Source organism: Pseudomonas sp. RGB, from assembly GCF_007713445.1.
In the GTDB taxonomy this organism is placed as follows: domain Bacteria; phylum Pseudomonadota; class Gammaproteobacteria; order Pseudomonadales; family Pseudomonadaceae; genus Aquipseudomonas.
Window position 1 is genome coordinate 1 of the sequence record NZ_VMSH01000035.1, and the last position, 16,714, is coordinate 16,714.

General features: G+C 60.2%; 13 protein-coding genes and 1 other RNA gene. 10 read left to right on the plus strand and 4 right to left on the minus strand.

The genetic code is table 11. The features are described from left to right. Positions 1-272 precede the first annotated feature (272 nt). From FPT15_RS29465 to FPT15_RS29490, 6 genes are all read left to right on the plus strand, one after another. Positions 273-1,955: a fatty acid--CoA ligase gene (locus tag FPT15_RS29465; RefSeq protein ID WP_145166207.1), complete on the plus strand. Its 1,683-nt coding sequence runs from the start codon at positions 273-275 to the stop codon at positions 1,953-1,955. Positions 1,956-2,288: 333 nt separating this feature from the next. Beyond that, positions 2,289-4,148 (plus strand): DUF1302 domain-containing protein, encoded by a 1,860-nt coding sequence (locus FPT15_RS29470; RefSeq protein ID WP_106579576.1) that lies wholly within the window; start codon positions 2,289-2,291, stop codon positions 4,146-4,148. Positions 4,149-4,191: 43 nt separating this feature from the next. Next, positions 4,192-5,556, plus strand: a complete 1,365-nt coding sequence (locus FPT15_RS29475; protein ID WP_106579575.1) for a DUF1329 domain-containing protein — start codon at positions 4,192-4,194, stop codon at positions 5,554-5,556. 284 nt (positions 5,557-5,840) lie between these two features. Then, positions 5,841-8,570: a LuxR C-terminal-related transcriptional regulator gene (locus FPT15_RS29480; protein ID WP_145166208.1), complete on the plus strand. Its 2,730-nt coding sequence runs from the start codon at positions 5,841-5,843 to the stop codon at positions 8,568-8,570. A gap of 55 nt (positions 8,571-8,625) precedes the next feature. Next, positions 8,626-9,267 (plus strand): MBL fold metallo-hydrolase, encoded by a 642-nt coding sequence (locus FPT15_RS29485; protein WP_106579585.1) that lies wholly within the window; start codon positions 8,626-8,628, stop codon positions 9,265-9,267. A gap of 222 nt (positions 9,268-9,489) precedes the next feature. Beyond that, complete coding sequence (locus FPT15_RS29490) at positions 9,490-10,272, plus strand: OmpA family protein (RefSeq protein WP_106579573.1); 783 nt, start codon at positions 9,490-9,492, stop codon at positions 10,270-10,272. A 68-nt stretch (positions 10,273-10,340) separates the two neighbouring features. On the opposite strand, the gene FPT15_RS29495 is transcribed toward FPT15_RS29490, so the two are convergent. From FPT15_RS29495 to FPT15_RS29510, 4 genes are all read right to left on the minus strand, one after another. Then, positions 10,341-10,922: a BON domain-containing protein gene (locus FPT15_RS29495; protein ID WP_106579572.1), complete on the minus strand. Its 582-nt coding sequence runs from the start codon at positions 10,920-10,922 to the stop codon at positions 10,341-10,343. Continuing rightward, on the minus strand, positions 10,919-11,512 hold the full coding sequence (locus tag FPT15_RS29500) for a phosphoheptose isomerase (RefSeq protein WP_003216190.1): 594 nt from the start codon (positions 11,510-11,512) through the stop codon (positions 10,919-10,921). Before FPT15_RS29500 ends, FPT15_RS29495 begins: the two co-directional genes overlap by 4 nt. A 92-nt stretch (positions 11,513-11,604) precedes the next feature. Next, positions 11,605-11,976 carry a YraN family protein gene (locus tag FPT15_RS29505; RefSeq protein ID WP_145166209.1) on the minus strand — a complete coding sequence of 124 codons (372 nt, stop codon included), beginning with the start codon at positions 11,974-11,976 and terminating at the stop codon, positions 11,605-11,607. Then, a complete protein-coding gene (locus FPT15_RS29510; RefSeq protein WP_145166210.1) occupies positions 11,976-13,787 on the minus strand; it encodes a penicillin-binding protein activator in 1,812 nt (603 codons plus the stop codon). The genes FPT15_RS29505 and FPT15_RS29510 overlap by 1 nt, the downstream gene beginning before the upstream one ends. 165 nt (positions 13,788-13,952) lie before the next feature. Between FPT15_RS29510 and rsmI the strand changes: the two genes are divergently transcribed. The 4 genes from rsmI to rsmH form a co-directional block, all read left to right on the plus strand. After that, positions 13,953-14,858 (plus strand): 16S rRNA (cytidine(1402)-2'-O)-methyltransferase, encoded by a 906-nt coding sequence (gene rsmI, locus FPT15_RS29515; RefSeq protein WP_178119770.1) that lies wholly within the window; start codon positions 13,953-13,955, stop codon positions 14,856-14,858. 96 nt (positions 14,859-14,954) lie between these two features. Continuing rightward, positions 14,955-15,308: RNase P RNA component class A (gene rnpB, locus FPT15_RS29520), an RNA gene on the plus strand. A gap of 355 nt (positions 15,309-15,663) precedes the next feature. Beyond that, the gene (gene mraZ, locus FPT15_RS29525) at positions 15,664-16,119 is read left to right on the plus strand and encodes a division/cell wall cluster transcriptional repressor MraZ (protein WP_003171868.1); all 456 of its coding nucleotides are present in this window, start codon (positions 15,664-15,666) and stop codon (positions 16,117-16,119) included. Continuing rightward, positions 16,116-16,714: 16S rRNA (cytosine(1402)-N(4))-methyltransferase RsmH (rsmH, locus tag FPT15_RS29530; RefSeq protein WP_372241506.1), on the plus strand; the 599-nt coding region annotated here is incomplete at its 3' end. The genes mraZ and rsmH, both read left to right, overlap by 4 nt.

The following is a 16,714-nucleotide window of genomic DNA, read 5'->3' on the forward strand; positions in this document are numbered from 1 at the left end:
CAAAAGTGTCCACCATGTCCCCGCACACCCGTCAACCATGTGTCCGGTCCGTACAGGCTCTTTTCAAAAGTGACCCGCCGTAAGGGCGGAACCCCAAGCGGCCATCACCCAAATAACGGATATGCCCCCAGCCCGGCAGTACCTGGATGATGGCTCAAAGCTAGCATTCATCGGCCTCTGCAAATCATTCCTTTGGCTGATTTAGCTGACACATAAGCTCTCTAAAGTGCAGGTCTTCAAGCCAACACCGTGCAGTCAGATAAGGGATTCGTATGTTGCAGACCCGTGTTATCCCACCCGCCGAAGGCGCTTACCAATACCCACTGTTGATCAAACGCCTGCTGATGTCCGGGACCCGCTACGAAAAAACCCGGGAAATCATCTACCGCGACAAACTGCGTTACACCTACCCCACCCTCATCGAGCGCGTCGCGCGCCTGGCCAACGTGCTGACCGAGGCCGGCGTCAAGGCCGGTGACACCGTCGCCGTGATGGACTGGGACAGCCACCGTTACCTCGAATGCATGTTCGCCATCCCGATGATCGGCGCGGTAATCCACACCATCAACGTGCGCCTGTCGCCCGAACAGATTCTCTACACCATGAACCACGCCGAGGACCGCTTCGTGCTGGTCAATAGCGAGTTCGTGGGGCTTTACCAGGCCATCGCCGGCCACCTGACCACGGTCGACAAAACGCTGCTGCTCACCGACGGCGACGAAAAAACCGCCGAGCTGCCCAACCTGGTCGGCGAGTACGAAACACTGCTGGCGGCCGCCAGCTCCACGTACGACTTCCAGGACTTCGACGAAAACTCCGTCGCCACCACTTTCTACACCACCGGCACCACCGGCAACCCCAAAGGCGTGTACTTCACCCACCGCCAACTGGTGCTGCACACCATGGGCGTTGCGACGATCATGGGCAGCGTCGACAGCGTGCGCCTGCTGGGCACCAACGACGTGTACATGCCGATCACGCCGATGTTCCACGTGCACGCCTGGGGCTTGCCGTACGTGGCAACCATGCTTGGTTTGAAGCAGGTCTATCCAGGCCGCTACGACCCGGAATACCTGGTGGAGTTGTGGCGCAAGGAAAAGGTCACCTTCTCCCACTGCGTGCCGACCATCCTGCAAATGGTGCTCAACGCCAAGGCGGCGCAAGGCGTGGATTTTGGCGGCTGGAAAATCGTCATCGGCGGCAGCGCGCTCAATCGCACGCTGTATGAAGCCGCCAAGGCGCGCGGCATTCAACTGACTGCCGCGTACGGCATGTCCGAGACCGGGCCGCTGGTGTCGTGTGCCCACCTCAACGAAGAACTGATGGCCGGCACCGAGGACGAGCGCACCACCTACCGCATCAAGGCTGGCGTGCCCGGGCCGTTGGTGGAAGCGGCGATTGTCGACAGCGAAGGCAACTTCCTGCCCGCTGACGGCGAGTCCCAGGGCGAGCTGGTGCTGCGCGCACCGTGGCTGACCGAGGGCTATTACAACGAGCCGCAAAAGGGTGCCGAGCTGTGGGAGGGCGGTTGGATGCACACTGGCGATGTGGCCACGCTGGACGCATTTGGCGTGATCGACATTCGCGACCGCATCAAGGATGTGATCAAGACCGGCGGCGAGTGGATCTCCTCCCTGGCCCTCGAAGACCTGGTCAGCCGTCACCCGGCGGTACGCGAAGTAGCGGTGGTGGGCATCGCCGACCCGCAGTGGGGCGAGCGCCCGTTTGCGTTGCTGGTGGTCCGTGATGGCCATGTGATAGGTGCTCGCGAGCTCAAGGAGCACCTCAAGCCTTTTGTCGAACTGGGCCATTTGAGCAAGTGGGCGATTCCAAGCCAGATTGCCGTTGTTACTGAAATTCCCAAGACCAGTGTCGGCAAGCTCGACAAAAAACGTATCCGTATCGACATCATTGAATGGCAGGCCAATAACAGCACGTTCCTGTCCACCCTCTGATGCCCCTCGCCGCGCCCGATCGGGCGCGGCAATGCTCTATCTCAAGCCTTCACTTGTGATTTGCCAATTTTCAGCCATCCTTGCCGCGCCGGCCTTCGTCGGCGTGGCGAAAGGACTGTGGCAGACGGGTTGGTGATGCAAATCACACTTTAGAGGGATCAAGCGGTACCCCCTGCTGGCTATAGTCCATCTCAGAGTTTTTCAAGGATGTTGCGCTTCGGGCCATGGGGGCTCGGTTGCCGTTCGGCATTGGAATCGTTGTATTCCGGCCGTTACACGCATCCAGAAGAAAGAACTCACTGCCATAACAATAATGCACATGGAGTAGCGTCGATGACCTCAGTAAACCAGTTCTGGCGCCGGGCAAGACTGCCCCTGGCCGTCAGTCTCGCTTCTACGCTCGCCGGGCCCGCATTCGGCGTCAGTTTCAACATCGGTGAAATCGAAGGCAGCTTTGACTCATCCCTGTCGGTGGGGGCGAGCTGGTCGACTGCGGGTCGCAATAAAGACCTGATTGGTGTCAACAACGGCGGCAAGGGGCTTTCACAGACCTCCGATGACGGCCACCTGAACTTCAACAAGGGTGATTCCTTCTCGAAGATCTTCAAGGGTATCCATGACCTTGAATTGAAATACGGCGACACCGGCATCTTTGTGCGTGGCAAGTACTGGTACGACTTCGCGCTGCAAAACGAAGACCTGGACTTCAAGAACGTCAGCAACAACAACCGCAAAGAGGGCGCCAAGTCCTCGGGCGGGCAGATTCTCGATGCGTTCATTTATCACAACTACACCGTTGCCGATGAGCCAGGCAGCGTGCGCTTCGGCAAGCAGGTAGTGAGCTGGGGCGAAAGTACGTTCATTGGTGGCGGTATCAACTCGATCAACCCGATCGATGTGTCTGCATTCCGTCGTCCGGGCGCCGAGATCAAGGAAGGCTTGATTCCGGTCAATATGTTCTACGTGTCCCAGACCCTCACCGACAACCTCTCCGCAGAGGCGTTCTACCAGTTGGAGTGGGACCAGACGGTTGTGGATAACTGCGGCACGTTCTTCTCCCAGCCCGACGTGATTGCCGACGGTTGCAGCAATAACCTGCGGGTCTTGAACAAGCGCTCCACCATCCCTGGCGCGGCCTTGCCGACATTGAACGCGCTGGGTGTGGACGTGAACAATGAGGGCGTGCTGGTAAAACGTGGCGGTGACCGTGATGCACGGGACAGCGGCCAGTTCGGCGTGGCCATGCACTACAACTTCGAGCCACTGGACACGGAGTTCGGTGCGTACTTCATGAACTACCACAGCCGTGCGCCAATCTTCAGCGCCACCGGCGCGCCAAACTCGGCCTACACCCGTCCGCTGGGGCAACTGGCGGCTTTGCGTCCGTTGATCGTGGCCGGCAGTTCCCAGTACTTTGTCGAGTACCCGGAAGATATCCGCCTCTACGGCCTGAGCTTCTCCACCACGCTGCCTACCGGCACCGCCTGGAGTGGTGAATTGAGCTACCGGCCAAACGCGCCGGTACAACTGAGCACCACCGATATTCTGTATGCGGGCGTTACGCCGATTCGGGGCTATGAAAATGCATCGGTGCTCAAGGGCACACCGGGCCAAGACCTGCACGGCTACAACCGCAAGGAAGTGACCCAGTTTCAGACCACCTTCACGCACTTCTTCGACCAGGTGATGGGCGCGACCCGCCTGACCACCGTGGGCGAAATCGGCGTAACCCATGTGGGCGGCTTGGAAAGCAAAAACACTGCGCGTTATGGCCGTGATCCAGTGTTCGGCCCTGGCACGCTGCCGGGTGGTTTCTGCAACGCGCTGAACAATTCGACCGCTCAAGGTGCGGGCCTGCCGAATGCATCCGGCTTGAACACCAACTGCAACAACGACGGCTACACCACCGCGACGTCCTGGGGTTATCGCGCCCGGGCGATCTGGGAATACCCGGATGTATTTGCCGGTGTGAACCTCAAGCCCAACGTGGCCTGGTCTCATGACGTCAAAGGGTATTCGCCAGGCCCTGGCGGCAACTTTGAAGAGGGTCGCAAGGCCGTCAGCCTGGGCGTCGATGCCGAGTACCAGAACACCTACACCGTCGGCCTGAACTACACCAACTTCTTTGGTGGCCGGTTCACCACGGTGGACGATCGCGACTTTATCGCCTTGAGCGCCGGCGTGAACTTCTAAGACTTTCTTTTTCAGATGCATGCATTTCAGGAAGAGCCAGAACATGAAAATAACTAAAAGTCTGTTGCACGTGGGTGTGCTTGGGCTGTCGATCATGGCGGGTAGCGTCATGGCGGCAGTCTCGGCCGATGAAGCCGCCAAGCTGGGTACGACCCTGACCCCGATGGGCGCCGAAATGGCGGGCAACGCGGCCGGCACCATCCCCAAATGGTCGCCGCTGCCCACCAATGCCGGCGCCGTGGATGCCCGTGGTTTCCTCGCCAACCCGTATGCCAGCGAGCAGCCGCAATTCACGATCACCGCGCAGAACGTCGAGCAGTACAAAGACAAGCTGGCGCCGGGGCAGTACGCGATGTTCAAGCGTTACCCGGACACCTTCAAGATGCCGGTTTACCCGACCCATCGCGGCGCCACCGTGCCGGCTGATGTGTTCGCGGCCATCAAGAAGAACGCCACCAACACCAACCTCGTGTCTGGCGGCAACGGCCTGGAAAATTTCGAAACCGCGGTTCCGTTTCCGATCCCGAAAAGCGGCGTGGAAGTGATCTGGAACCACATCACCCGCTATCGTGGCGGCAGCGTGACGCGTCTGGTCACTCAGGCCACGCCGCAAACCAACGGCTCGTTCAGCCTGGTGTACTTTCGCGATCAGTTTGTGTTCCGCGACAAGATGAAGGACTACGACCCGAAAAACCCGGGCAACGTGCTGTTCTACTTCAAGCAGCAAGTGACCGCGCCGGCACGTCTGGCCGGTGGTGTGCTGCTGGTGCACGAAACTCTCGACCAGGTGAAGGAGCCGCGTTCGGCGTGGGTCTACAACGCCGGCCAACGCCGTGTTCGCCGGGCGCCGCAAGTGTCCTATGACGGGCCGGGCACCGCTGCCGATGGCCTGCGTACCTCCGACAACCTCGACATGTACAACGGCGCACCGGACCGCTACGACTGGAAGCTGGAAGGCAAAAAAGAAATCTACATCGCCTCCAACAGCTACAAGATCGACGACCCGAAGCTCAAGTACGTCGACATCATCAAGGCCGGCCACATCAACCAGGACCTGGCACGTTATGAGCTGCGCCGCGTCTGGCACGTGGTCGCAACCTTGAAGGAAGGCCAGCGCCACATCTACGCCAAGCGTGACTTCTTCATCGACGAAGACACCTGGCAAGCCGCGGTGATCGACCATTACGACGGCCGTGGCCAACTTTGGCGCGTGGCTGAAGCTCACGCCGAGAACTACTACGACAAACAAGTGCCGTGGTATGCCCTCGAAACCCTCTACGACCTGCAGTCCGGCCGCTACCTGGCCCTGGGCATGAAGAACGAAGAGAAGCAGGCGTATGACTTCGGCTTCACCGCCACCACCAGCGACTTCACCCCGGCGGCCCTGCGCCAGGATGGTGTGCGCTAAGCAACACTCACTCGACGATGTGGGAGCTGGCTTGTGTAAAGCTGGCTTGTGTGGGAGTCGGGCTTGCCCGCGATGCAGGCGCCTCGGTGTATCAGTTACACCGAGTTGACGCTATCGCAGGCAAGCCAGTCCCACACAAGCCAGCCTTGCGCTAGGCAGCTCCCACATTTTTTGTCGTAGTTCTTTTTCAGGTAAATGTTGCAAAGATCTACAAACCCGCCGTTTTTACCGCTAGTCTGCGGACATCTGCAATGCCGACAACAGCCTTCTACAAGAGCCCGGCGATGACTGATCTGTCCCGAATCCAAGGGCCTGCAAGCGCAGTAATTCCGACGCTGGAAGCGCGCTTCTACAGGCCACCTTTGCCTGACGGCTATGTGCTGCGCCCGCGCCTGTGCGAGCGGCTGAGTGCTGGTCTGGAGGGGCGACTGCTACTGGTCAGCGCTCCGGCGGGGTTCGGCAAGAGTTCGCTGGCGGTGGAGTTCTGCCAGGGGTTGCCGGCGCATTGGCAAAGCCTGTGGCTGGGCCTGAGCCCGCGCGATAACGACCCGGGCCGTTTCCTCGAGCGCCTGCTCGACGGTTTGCAACAGTACTTCCCGCAACTCGGCGCCCAATCCCTGGGCCTGCTGAAGATGCGCCAGCGTCACCAACCCTTTGCCTTTGAAGAATGGCTCGACGGCCTGCTCGATGAGCTGACGTTGCACTTGTCCACGCGCGCGCCCTTGTTGCTGGTACTGGATGACTACCATCTGGCCCAGGGCCCGGTGCTGGATCGTTGCCTGCAGTTTTTCCTGAATCATTTACCTGATGGGCTGGTGGTCATGGTCACCAGCCGCCAACGTCCCGACTGGCACCTGGCGCGCCTGCGGCTGTCCCGGCACCTGCTGGAGCTGCATGAACAAGACCTGCGCCTGACCCACGACGAATCGCTGGCCGTGCTGGCTCGGCACAGCAGCTCGTTGCGCGGCGAGGCGCTGGACAACCTGATCCGGCGCAGTGAAGGGTGGGTCGCCGGCCTGCGTTTCTGGCTGTTGGCCATCGCCGAAGCGGGCAATGAAAGCGCGTTGCCGCACAGCTTGCACGGTGGCGAAGGGCTGATTCGCGATTACCTGCTCGAAGAGGTCATCGACTGCCTGCCGGTTGAAGTGCAGGCGTTCCTGTACGACACGGCGCCTCAGGATCGTTTCTGCGGCGAGCTGTGCGACGCCGTGCGCGAGGCCCATGACAGCGCGGAAATCCTGCGCTATCTGCAGGCCCATCAGGTGTTTTTGGTGCCGCTGGACGAACAGGGCCATTGGTACCGTTACCACCATTTGTTTTCCGATTTGCTGCGCACGCGCCGCGCGAGCAATGCCACCTTGCCGATTGCCAGCCTGCACTTGCGGGCCTGTCGTTGGTTCAACGCCCAGGGTTTTATCGACGAAGCCGTGGAGCAGGCGTTGCGCGCCGGCCACCTCGATGTGGCGGCAAACCTGGTGCAGAACCTGTCAGAGGAGCAGCTGCTGGCCGAGCAGAATGTGGGCATGCTGCTGCGCTGGAAGATGGACTTGCCCGACAGCCTGCTGATCAGCACGCCGCGCTTGATCGTGCTCTACAGCTGGGCGCTGGGGTTGGCGTGCCAGTTGGATGCGGCGGAAGAATTGTCAGGCTACCTCAGTCGCTTCCTGCCGGCGCCGTCGGCCACTGCGCAAAAGTCGATGCTGGCCCAATGGCTGGCGCTGAGCGGGATCATCGCCCGCGGGCGAGGTGATCGTGAGTTGACCCAGCGTTACTGCAGCGAGGCGTTGGAAAGCCTGCCGCACAAACGCTATGGCCAGCGCCTGATGTGCCTGTCGACCCTGTCCAACTTGGCTATTGTCGATGCCGACCTGTGGCGCGCGCGTGGCCTGAATCGCGAATCCCTGGAGCTGGCGCAGCGCGTCGGCAACCCGCTGTTCGAGGCCCTGGCCCATTACGACCGCGCGCGCGTATTGCAGGCGCGCGGCGAAATTCTGCGTTCTCTGGACGAAGTGCGCCAGGGGTTGCAACGCCTGCAAGGCCTTGCGCCCCAACGGCTGTACGCCGTACGCGCGCGGTTATCGCTCTACGAAGGTTATTTGCTGCTGGTGCGTTATCAGTCTGACGCTGGCCTTGCCCGTTTGCGTGCCGGCCTGAGCGAAGCCCGTGCCTGCCGCGATATCAGCGTACTCATCGGGCATTGTGTGATTGCCAATTTCGAAGGGCGGCGCGGTGATTTCGCCAAGGCCTTCGCCGAACTCGCCGAAGCCGAGCGCCTGATGCATATCTGGGACGTGCCGCCGATCTATTACCTGGCGATGATCACCCTGATCAAATGCGAATTATGGCTGGCCCAAGGCCGCACCGACCTTGCCGACGCCTGGCTGACCCGCCTGGGGCAGACCTATAACGGTGAGCACGCCGCCGCCGCACCGGAGTTTCATCCACACCTGGCGCAACACATCGGGCTGCAGCAGGCCGCACTCGATGCGATCCGCCATCAACCGGCTGCGGCCCTGCAGCGCCTCGAAGAGCTGGCACAGCAGGCGCAAAGCAGCGGGCGCCAGATGATTGCCCTGATGGCCCTGACCCAACAGGCGCATGTATTGCTGGAGTGCGGCCAGGAAGCCAAGGCGCGGCCGATCGTGGCCCAGGCGCTTGAGGCGGGGGTTGGTGGCGCACTGCAACCGTTCCAGCGGCTGCTGGAACGTTACCCTGACTGGATGCGCGAACAACTCGGCAAGACCCCGCATGCGTTGTTGAACCAAAACCTGTTGGCGCTGCTGCCGGTGGTTGCCGCCGCCGAGGCCTTGCCCTCGCACGAAACCCTCAGCACCCGCGAGCTGGCAGTGCTGCAACTGATCGCCCAAGGCTGCTCAAACCAGGAAATCAGCAACCAGTTGTTTATCTCCCTGCACACGGTGAAAACCCACGCCAGCCATATCAACAGCAAGCTGGGCGTGGAGCGCCGAACCCAGGCGGTAGCGCGGGCGCAGGAGATGGGGTTGTTGGGGTAGGGAGCAACGCATTTGTGCCAAAATCGCTGACTTACAAATGATCGAGTTCGCTCTGATGTCTCAGCTACCTGCCCTGATTCGCGAAACCTTCCCCGTCGGCCCGTTGCAGTGCAACTGCACCATCATCGGTGACCCAATCACCAAAAAAGCCATCGTGGTCGACCCTGGCGGCAATCACGAGCTGATCCTGGCTCGCCTGGAGGCGTTGGGCCTCAAGGTGGTGAGCATCATCCATACCCATGCGCACCTCGATCACTTCCTGGCCTCCGGCCAATTGAAAGAGAAAACCGGCGCCACCTTGCATCTGCACAAGGACGATAAATTCCTGTGGGATAACCTGGAAATGCAGTGCCAGATGTTTCGCGTGCCTTATACGCCGGTGCCGTCGCCGGATCGCTGGCTGGAAGATGATGAGGCGTTGGCCTGCGGTTGCGGCGTGGCCTTGCACACGCCAGGGCATACACCGGGTTCGATGAGCTTCTGGTTTGCCGATGCCAAGTTGTTGATTGCCGGCGACACATTGTTCAAGCGCGGCGTGGGGCGGACCGACCTGTGGGGCGGGGACCAGGCCACCATCGTGCGTTCAATCAAGCAGCGTTTGTACACCCTGGATGAGGGCGCGACGGTGGTTACCGGGCACGGGCCGGACACCCGGTTGGGCGATGAGATGCGTGAGAATCCGTTTGTGCGGGCGTAGGGAATAACCACGGGTCTAGGGCTGTTCTATACAAAGAATCGTCGTCGCAGCTCGCGTTCAGCCTGGGTCTGCTACGGTTTGCTTAGCGGTGATGCTGGCCAGCCTTTGTCACAGCAGGGGCGATGGTCACGGAATTTTTACCGTTTGTCGCGTTCAAAACCCGGCACAGGTCCATTGCCAATGTCCTTTGCACCACAGAATGCAAAAGTAGGAGCTTCCTTCATGTTTACTCCGCGTCGTCTTCTTGTTGTTGCCACCGCCGTAGCCCTGTTGTCCGGCTGCGCCTCGCCTAATCCTTATGACGGCAGCCAGGGGCAGGCAAACGATGGTTCGCAAGGCGGTATCAGCAAAACTGCCAAGTATGGCGGCCTGGGTGCGCTGGCTGGCGCATTGGCCGGTGCAGCCATCGACCATAACAACCGTGGCAAGGGTGCACTGATCGGTGGTGCTATCGCCGGTATCGGCGCCGCCGGTTACGGTTATTACGCCGACCAGCAGGAAAAGAAACTGCGTGAAAGCATGGCCAACACCGGTGTTGAAGTGCAGCGCCAGGGTGACCAGATCAAGCTGATCATGCCGGGTAACATTACCTTTGCCACCAACTCGGACGCGATCGCCAGCAGCTTCTATACGCCGCTGAACAACCTGGCGAACTCGCTGAAGCAGTTCAACCAGAACACCATCCAGATTGTTGGCTACACCGACAGTACCGGCAGCCGCCAGTTGAACATGGACCTGTCCCAGCGTCGTGCGCAGAGCGTGGCCAATTACCTCACTTCCCAAGGCGTGAGCCCGACCAACCTGAGTGCACGCGGTGCCGGCCCGGATAACCCGATTGCCAGCAACGCCGACGTGAATGGCCGTGCGCAGAACCGTCGCGTAGAGGTCAACCTCGGCCCGATCCCAGGTCAGCAATACGGCCAACCGGGTCAGCAGCAACAACAGCAACAGGCGCCGCAGCAGAACAACCAGTTCCAGGGCAACCCGTACCAGCAGTACCAATAAACGCAGGCCACTAAAAAGGGCGCCGTGCAATCAATGCACGGCGCCCTTTTTTGTGGCTGCGAATGACATCAGTCGATGTATTCGAACACTTTTACGATCTTCTGTACGCCGGACACACCCTGAACCAGGTTGGATGCGCGGGTGGCTTCCGCCTGGGTCAGCAGGCCCATCAGGTAAACGATGCCGTTATCGGTGACGACTTTGATGCGCGAGCCCGGTACGGCGCTGTCGGTAAGCATCTGCGCCTTGATTTTGGTGGTCAGCAACGCATCGTTACTGATGGCCAGCAGGGTAATAGGGTCCATGACCTGCAGTTCATTGTGGACCTTCTTGACCCGCTGAACCGACGAGGCGGCTTGTTCTGCCTGGGCCTTGAGCTCCGCACGCGGCGTCTGGCCGGCCAGCAGTACCACGCCGTTGAAGCTGGTTACCACAATGCGCGAGGCGCCATTGCCCAAGTCTGTAGCGGCCTTGGCGACGTTCACCTTGACCTTGGTTTCGATGAGCGAATCATCGATTGTGCTGCCGAAAGTACGCGTGCCCCGGTCATCCTGAATGGGTGTGTCACGTGTCGCGGTGATTGCCGTGCTGCAGCCGCTGATGGCAAGGCACAGCGTGATGGCCAAAAGGCTGAGGCGGTTAACGGTCATTCTTCACTCCCGAACAGTTGGCTGTCGATCAGATCGCACAGGCAGTGGATCGCCAGCAGGTGGACTTCTTGAATGCGTGCAGTGACATTGGCCGGGACGCGAATTTCAACGTCCTCCGGCAACAGCAGCGAGGCCATGCCGCCGCCGTCACGGCCGGTCAATGCTACGACAATCATTTCGCGATCATGTGCGGCCTGGATCGCTTGAATAATGTTCGCCGAGTTGCCGCTGGTGGAGATCGCCAGCAGCACGTCGCCGGGTTGGCCCAGGGCGCGAATCTGTTTGGAGAAGATTTCGTTGTAGCTGTAGTCGTTGGCGATCGAGGTGATCGTCGACGTGTCGGTGGTCAAGGCAATGGCCGGCAGGCTCGGGCGCTCGCGCTCGAAGCGGTTGAGCAGCTCGGAGGAAAAGTGCTGGGCATCACCGGCCGAACCGCCGTTGCCGCACGAAAGCATTTTGCCCTCGTTGAGCAAGGCATTGACCATGACCTGACTGGCTTGCTCGATGTGCGGTGCAAGTACGTCCATCGCCTGTTGCTTGGTGTCGATGCTGGCCTGGAAAAGCTGGCGAATTCGGGATTGCATGTCCATCTGTGTGACCTTAAGTAGCGCGGCTGTTTGGCACAGGAATGTGCAGCCCGCAAAGCAAAGAGCAAAAGTGTGTGGTGAAGATGTCCGGTGAATCAGCTGTCGAAGGCATTTTTAAGCCAATTCAGATCAGCGGGGCCAGACGGTGTGCTTTCTATGGCAACCACATCGAAACGGCAGGGGGAGTCAGCCCAGCGATGCTCTTTTTGCAGAAAAAACTGCGCGGCGAGTATCAGCTTCTGACGCTTGCGCCCGTCGATACTGGCGAGCGCGCCACCCCATTGTGCGTGTTTTCTGTAGCGGACTTCGACGAATACTACTGTATCGCCGTCAAGCATGACCAGATCAAGCTCACCGCGTTTACACAACCAGTTCTGCGCCAGAAGGCGCAGACCCTGTTGTTGCAGATACTGGAGGGCTTGAAGTTCGGCATCCTTGCCGCTTTGTGCGCTGGACCGCTCGGGCATCAGCGCGAGGTGTCCGGCAGGCGCTGGATGTCGCCGCCAACGAATTTCGCCCACGGCATCTGGCGGTCAACGCGCTGGTTGGCGCTGATGCCCAAGCTGCCGGAGAGACCGTCAACGCGCGTATCCGGCAGCGCCTTGAGTTGGCCCAGTCGCGGAGCCAGACGGTAGGCGTCCGCGCCCATCGCGTACAGGCGGCCCAGACTGCCATTGGCTTGTGGCCATTGCGCGGCAACCTGGTTGCGCAGCGGGTCGGTGGTGTTGAGCAGCCAAGGGGTTTCACAGAACATGACGTTGGTCATGTCCAGGTACTGGTTCTTGTCGCCGCTGGCGCTGAACACGTGGGACGTCGCATACACAGGCACGTCGCCGGCGTACTGGAAGTTCAGGGTTGGCTTGATCTGCTGGGCCAATTGCGGCGTCACAGCCAGGAAGATGAACTCGATGTCCTGGCGGCGCGACGGTTGTGCTGCTACATCAGTGCCAACGGCGCTTTGCAGGCTCTTGGCGCGACCTTCGCTTTTGCGCAGCTGGAACAGGTCGGCAATCTGCTGGGCGAGGGCGACCGGCTGGTCAACGTACTCGACGCCGACGACGGTGCCGCCATTGGCTTCCCAATCCTGACGGAAGGCTTTGTAAACACGCTCACCCCATTCGCCACGCGGCACCATGGCGGCGGCGCGGTGCAGGCCGTCGGCGCGGGCACGGCGCGAGACTTCGCGGGCTTCGTCTTCAGCGGCCAGGCCGAACTGGAACAGTTGCGGCGGGTTTTCATTCAGTTCGCTGTAGTTCAGCGCCAGCGTCGTGATCGGCAGTTGCGGGCGAGCAGCGAGTTGTTTGACCAGCGGTTTTTCCAGCGGGCCGACAACCAGTTGTACGCCGGCGGCCTGGGCCTTGGCATAGAAGTCGTCGAGGGAGGTCAGGCGCGAGCTGTCATAGAACTCGATGACCGGCGGTTTCTGCCCGGCTTGTTCGGCCTGGTAGTGAGCCGCCATGAAGCCTTCGCGCAGCGCCTTGCCGACCGCAGCCAGCGGACCGTCCTGCGGCAGTAGCAGGGCGATCTTGTTCAGCGGCTGGCTGGCCAGTTCCTTGAGCTTGGTCAGCGGCGTCGGCAGTTGCACTGCGGCCGGGTGCCCAGGGTTCTGCGCGCGCCAGGTGTCGATCGCGGCTTGTTGTTGCTCCAGAGTGCCGGCGCCTTTGACGGCTTTGGCCAGGCTGATCCAGCCATCAAGCGTCGGGTTGCCGCTGGCTTGCAACTGGTCAGCCGGCAGCGCGGCAATCAACGCCCAGATGGCTTCGTGGTTGCTGTTGGCAGCGTCGCCCGTCAGCAGCGGAGCCATGGCGACACGCTCACGCGCGGCGGCCAGGGTCTGGCCATCGGCTTCATAGGCGCGGGCATGCACGGTGCCGGTACGGATCTGCTGGTCTGTCGGCAGCTCCTTCAGGCTTTGCAGGCTGGGATGGTTCAGGGCTGCCAATGCAGCTTTGGGCTGATTGCGCGCCATGGCCAGTTCGGCGGCCAGGGTGCTGGCAAACACTTGCGCGGCTGGCTTCAGGACATCCAGGGGCACCTGCGCGAGAATCTGCGACGAACGCCCAGGGTTGTTCTGGTGGTAGGCCAGGTCAGCCGCACTCAGGCGCAGCATCGCGGCCTTTTCTGGCGTGTTGGCGGAGGTAGCCTGTTCGAGCAGTTGCTCGATACTGGCATCCGGGGTCCGGGGGAGGTCGCCAAGGCTGGACGAGGGCGAGCTGGCACAGGCAGCCAATAAGGCAGCGAGGCAGAGGGCGGAGAGCAGCCGCAGGCAAGCGATCATGTAAGTGTTCCTGATACCGATCAAATTAGCGTGGAAGTGTACCCAAGCACTGGCCCAGGCGCGATGTTACTGGCGTGAAACCGTCGATTTAGGTCGTGCAAATGCTGCCAACAGCCATCGACGGCCGACCTTGAGGGCATATTATCGAGGCGCCTACGCGCTACAATGCGACTTTTCCCAACCATCGAGGTGTGCGTTTTGACTGCTCCAGGTCCTTTGAATTCCACTGCAGGCTCGCTTTTTGTCGTGGCGACGCCCATTGGCAACCTGGACGACATCAGTGCCCGGGCGCTGAAAGTGTTGCGCGACGTAAAATTGATCGCGGCGGAAGACACGCGGCATTCCCAGCGGTTGATGCAGCATTTTGGTATCAGCACGCCCCTAGCCGCTTGCCACGAACATAACGAACGCGAAGAAGGCAGCCGTTTTATCACGCGCCTGCTGGCCGGTGACGATGTGGCACTGATCTCCGATGCCGGTACGCCGTTGATTTCCGATCCCGGCTACCACTTGGTCCGTCAGGCGCGAGCCGCTGGTATCAATGTAGTGCCTGTTCCGGGAGCGTGCGCGCTGATTGCTGCATTATCGGCTGCCGGGTTGCCGTCGGATCGTTTTATCTTTGAGGGCTTCCTGCCAGCCAAGACCGTTGGGCGCCGCGCGCGTCTTCAGGCACTCAAGGAAGAGCCGCGTACGTTGATCTTCTATGAAGCCCCGCACCGCATCCTTGAATGCCTGCAAGACATGGAGCTGGTGTTTGGCGGCGAGCGCCTCGCGCTGCTGGCGCGCGAGCTGACCAAGACGTTCGAAACCCTCAAGGGCCTGCCGTTGGAAGCGTTGCGGGCCTTCGTCGAAGGCGACAGCAATCAACAGCGTGGCGAGTGTGTGGTGCTGGTGGCCGGTTGGGCAGCGCCGGAGGATGAGGATGCTGTGGGCAGCGAGGCCATGCGCGTACTCGATCTGCTGCTCAAGGAAATGCCCCTCAAGCGGGCTGCGGCGCTGGCCGCTGAAATTACCGGCGTGCGCAAGAATGTGCTGTATCAGGTCGCGCTGGATAAACAGAAAGCCGAATAGTTCCGGGGGCGAACCGGCATTCCGTCCGAACGTGATGGCATTGCTGCACTTTTAATACTTGTCCTCAGCCCGCCGTGCCGTTAACCTGCGCGGCGGAGAGTCGATTGGACAGTCGCTGCCTTCTATGAAAATTAGGGGGGGGAGGAAAGTCCGGGCTCCATAGGGCGAAGTGCCAGGTAATGCCTGGGAGGCGTGAGCCTACGGAAAGTGCCACAGAAAATAACCGCCTAAGCACTTCGGTGCCGGTAAGGGTGAAAAGGTGCGGTAAGAGCGCACCGCACGACTGGCAACAGTTCGTGGCTAGGTAAACCCCACTTGGAGCAAGACCAAATAGGGTCCCAAGGCGTGGCCCGCGCTGGGACCGGGTAGGTTGCTAAAGATGTCCAGTGATGGCCATCGTAGACGAATGACTGTTCAAGACAGAACCCGGCTTACAGATCGACTCTCCACCTTTTTTCCTTCTGTCCGAATCTCGTGCAGAAACCCGGTAGTAACGCAAGAATCCCTCCCTGCCAAATCATTGGCAGATGCATCTTCGTAATACCAAAAAAATCTTACTCTTAATAAATCACTTTAACTTTAAGCCATAGCTCCATGAGCTATTTGCGGTTGTTGAGTCAAAAACATCGCCGAACTCGCGTTTCTCCTCCTTTTACACTCCTAAATCTCCGTTCTGTAAGGCTTTTCCTTGAATCCGCGCCTTGACGGTGTGGTGGGCGCATTCCTATAGTGTGCGCAAGTGGCGGAAAGTGGCACAAAGTGGGTTTTTTGAACGTAAAACGCTAAAATTTGGAGAAACGCATCTGTGTTTCGCGGAGCTAACGCTATCAGTCTCGATGCAAAAGGCCGTCTCGCCATGCCGAGCCGGTATCGTGACGAGCTCATTTCGCGAAGTTCAGGCCAGTTAATCATCACGATTGATGCCGTTGACCCTTGTTTGTGTGTTTACCCGCTCGATGAGTGGGAGTTGATCGAAACCAAGTTGCGCGCTCTGCCTTCATTGCGTGAAGAAAACCGCCGCCTGCAGCGTTTGCTGATTGGTAATGCCGTCGACCTCGAACTCGATGGCAGTGGGCGTTTTCTGGTGCCGCCGCGTTTGCGCGAGTACGCCAAGCTGGATAAGCGCGCAATGCTGGTGGGCCAACTGAACAAGTTCCAATTGTGGGACGAAGATGCCTGGGATGCTGTTTCTGCAGCGGACCTGGCTGCTATTCAACAACCGGGCGCGATGCCTGATGAACTGCGTGATTTGATCCTGTGACTATTGATAGCGGCTTTAACCACATCACCGTACTGCTTGACGAAGCCGTTGAGGCTCTCGCCGTACGCGCGGATGGCTGCTATTTGGACGGCACCTTCGGCCGGGGCGGGCACAGTCGGTTGATACTCAGCCAGCTCGGGTCCGACGGTAAGCTCCTCGGGTTCGACAAAGACCCTCAAGCGATTGCCACCGGGCAAGCGCTAGCGGCCGAAGACGGCCGCTTTGTCGTTGTACAGCGCAGCTTTGCCGAGCTGGGTGCCGAAGTCGCCGAGCGCGGCATGGCAGGCAAGGTGGCCGGGGTTTTGCTCGATCTGGGCGTGTCTTCGCCGCAGCTCGATGACCCGGAACGTGGCTTCAGTTTCATGAACGACGGCCCGCTCGACATGCGCATGGACCCTACCCGTGGTGTCAGTGCCGCGCAGTTCATCGCCACCGCGCCGGTGGAAGAAATCGCCCGCGTGTTCAAGGAATACGGTGAAGAACGCTTCGCCGGCCGCATGGCCCGTGCCGTGGTCGAACGCCGTGAAATCCAGCCGTTCGAACGCACCGCTGACCTGGCCGAAGTGCTGAAAGTCGCCAACCCTGCCTGGGAAAA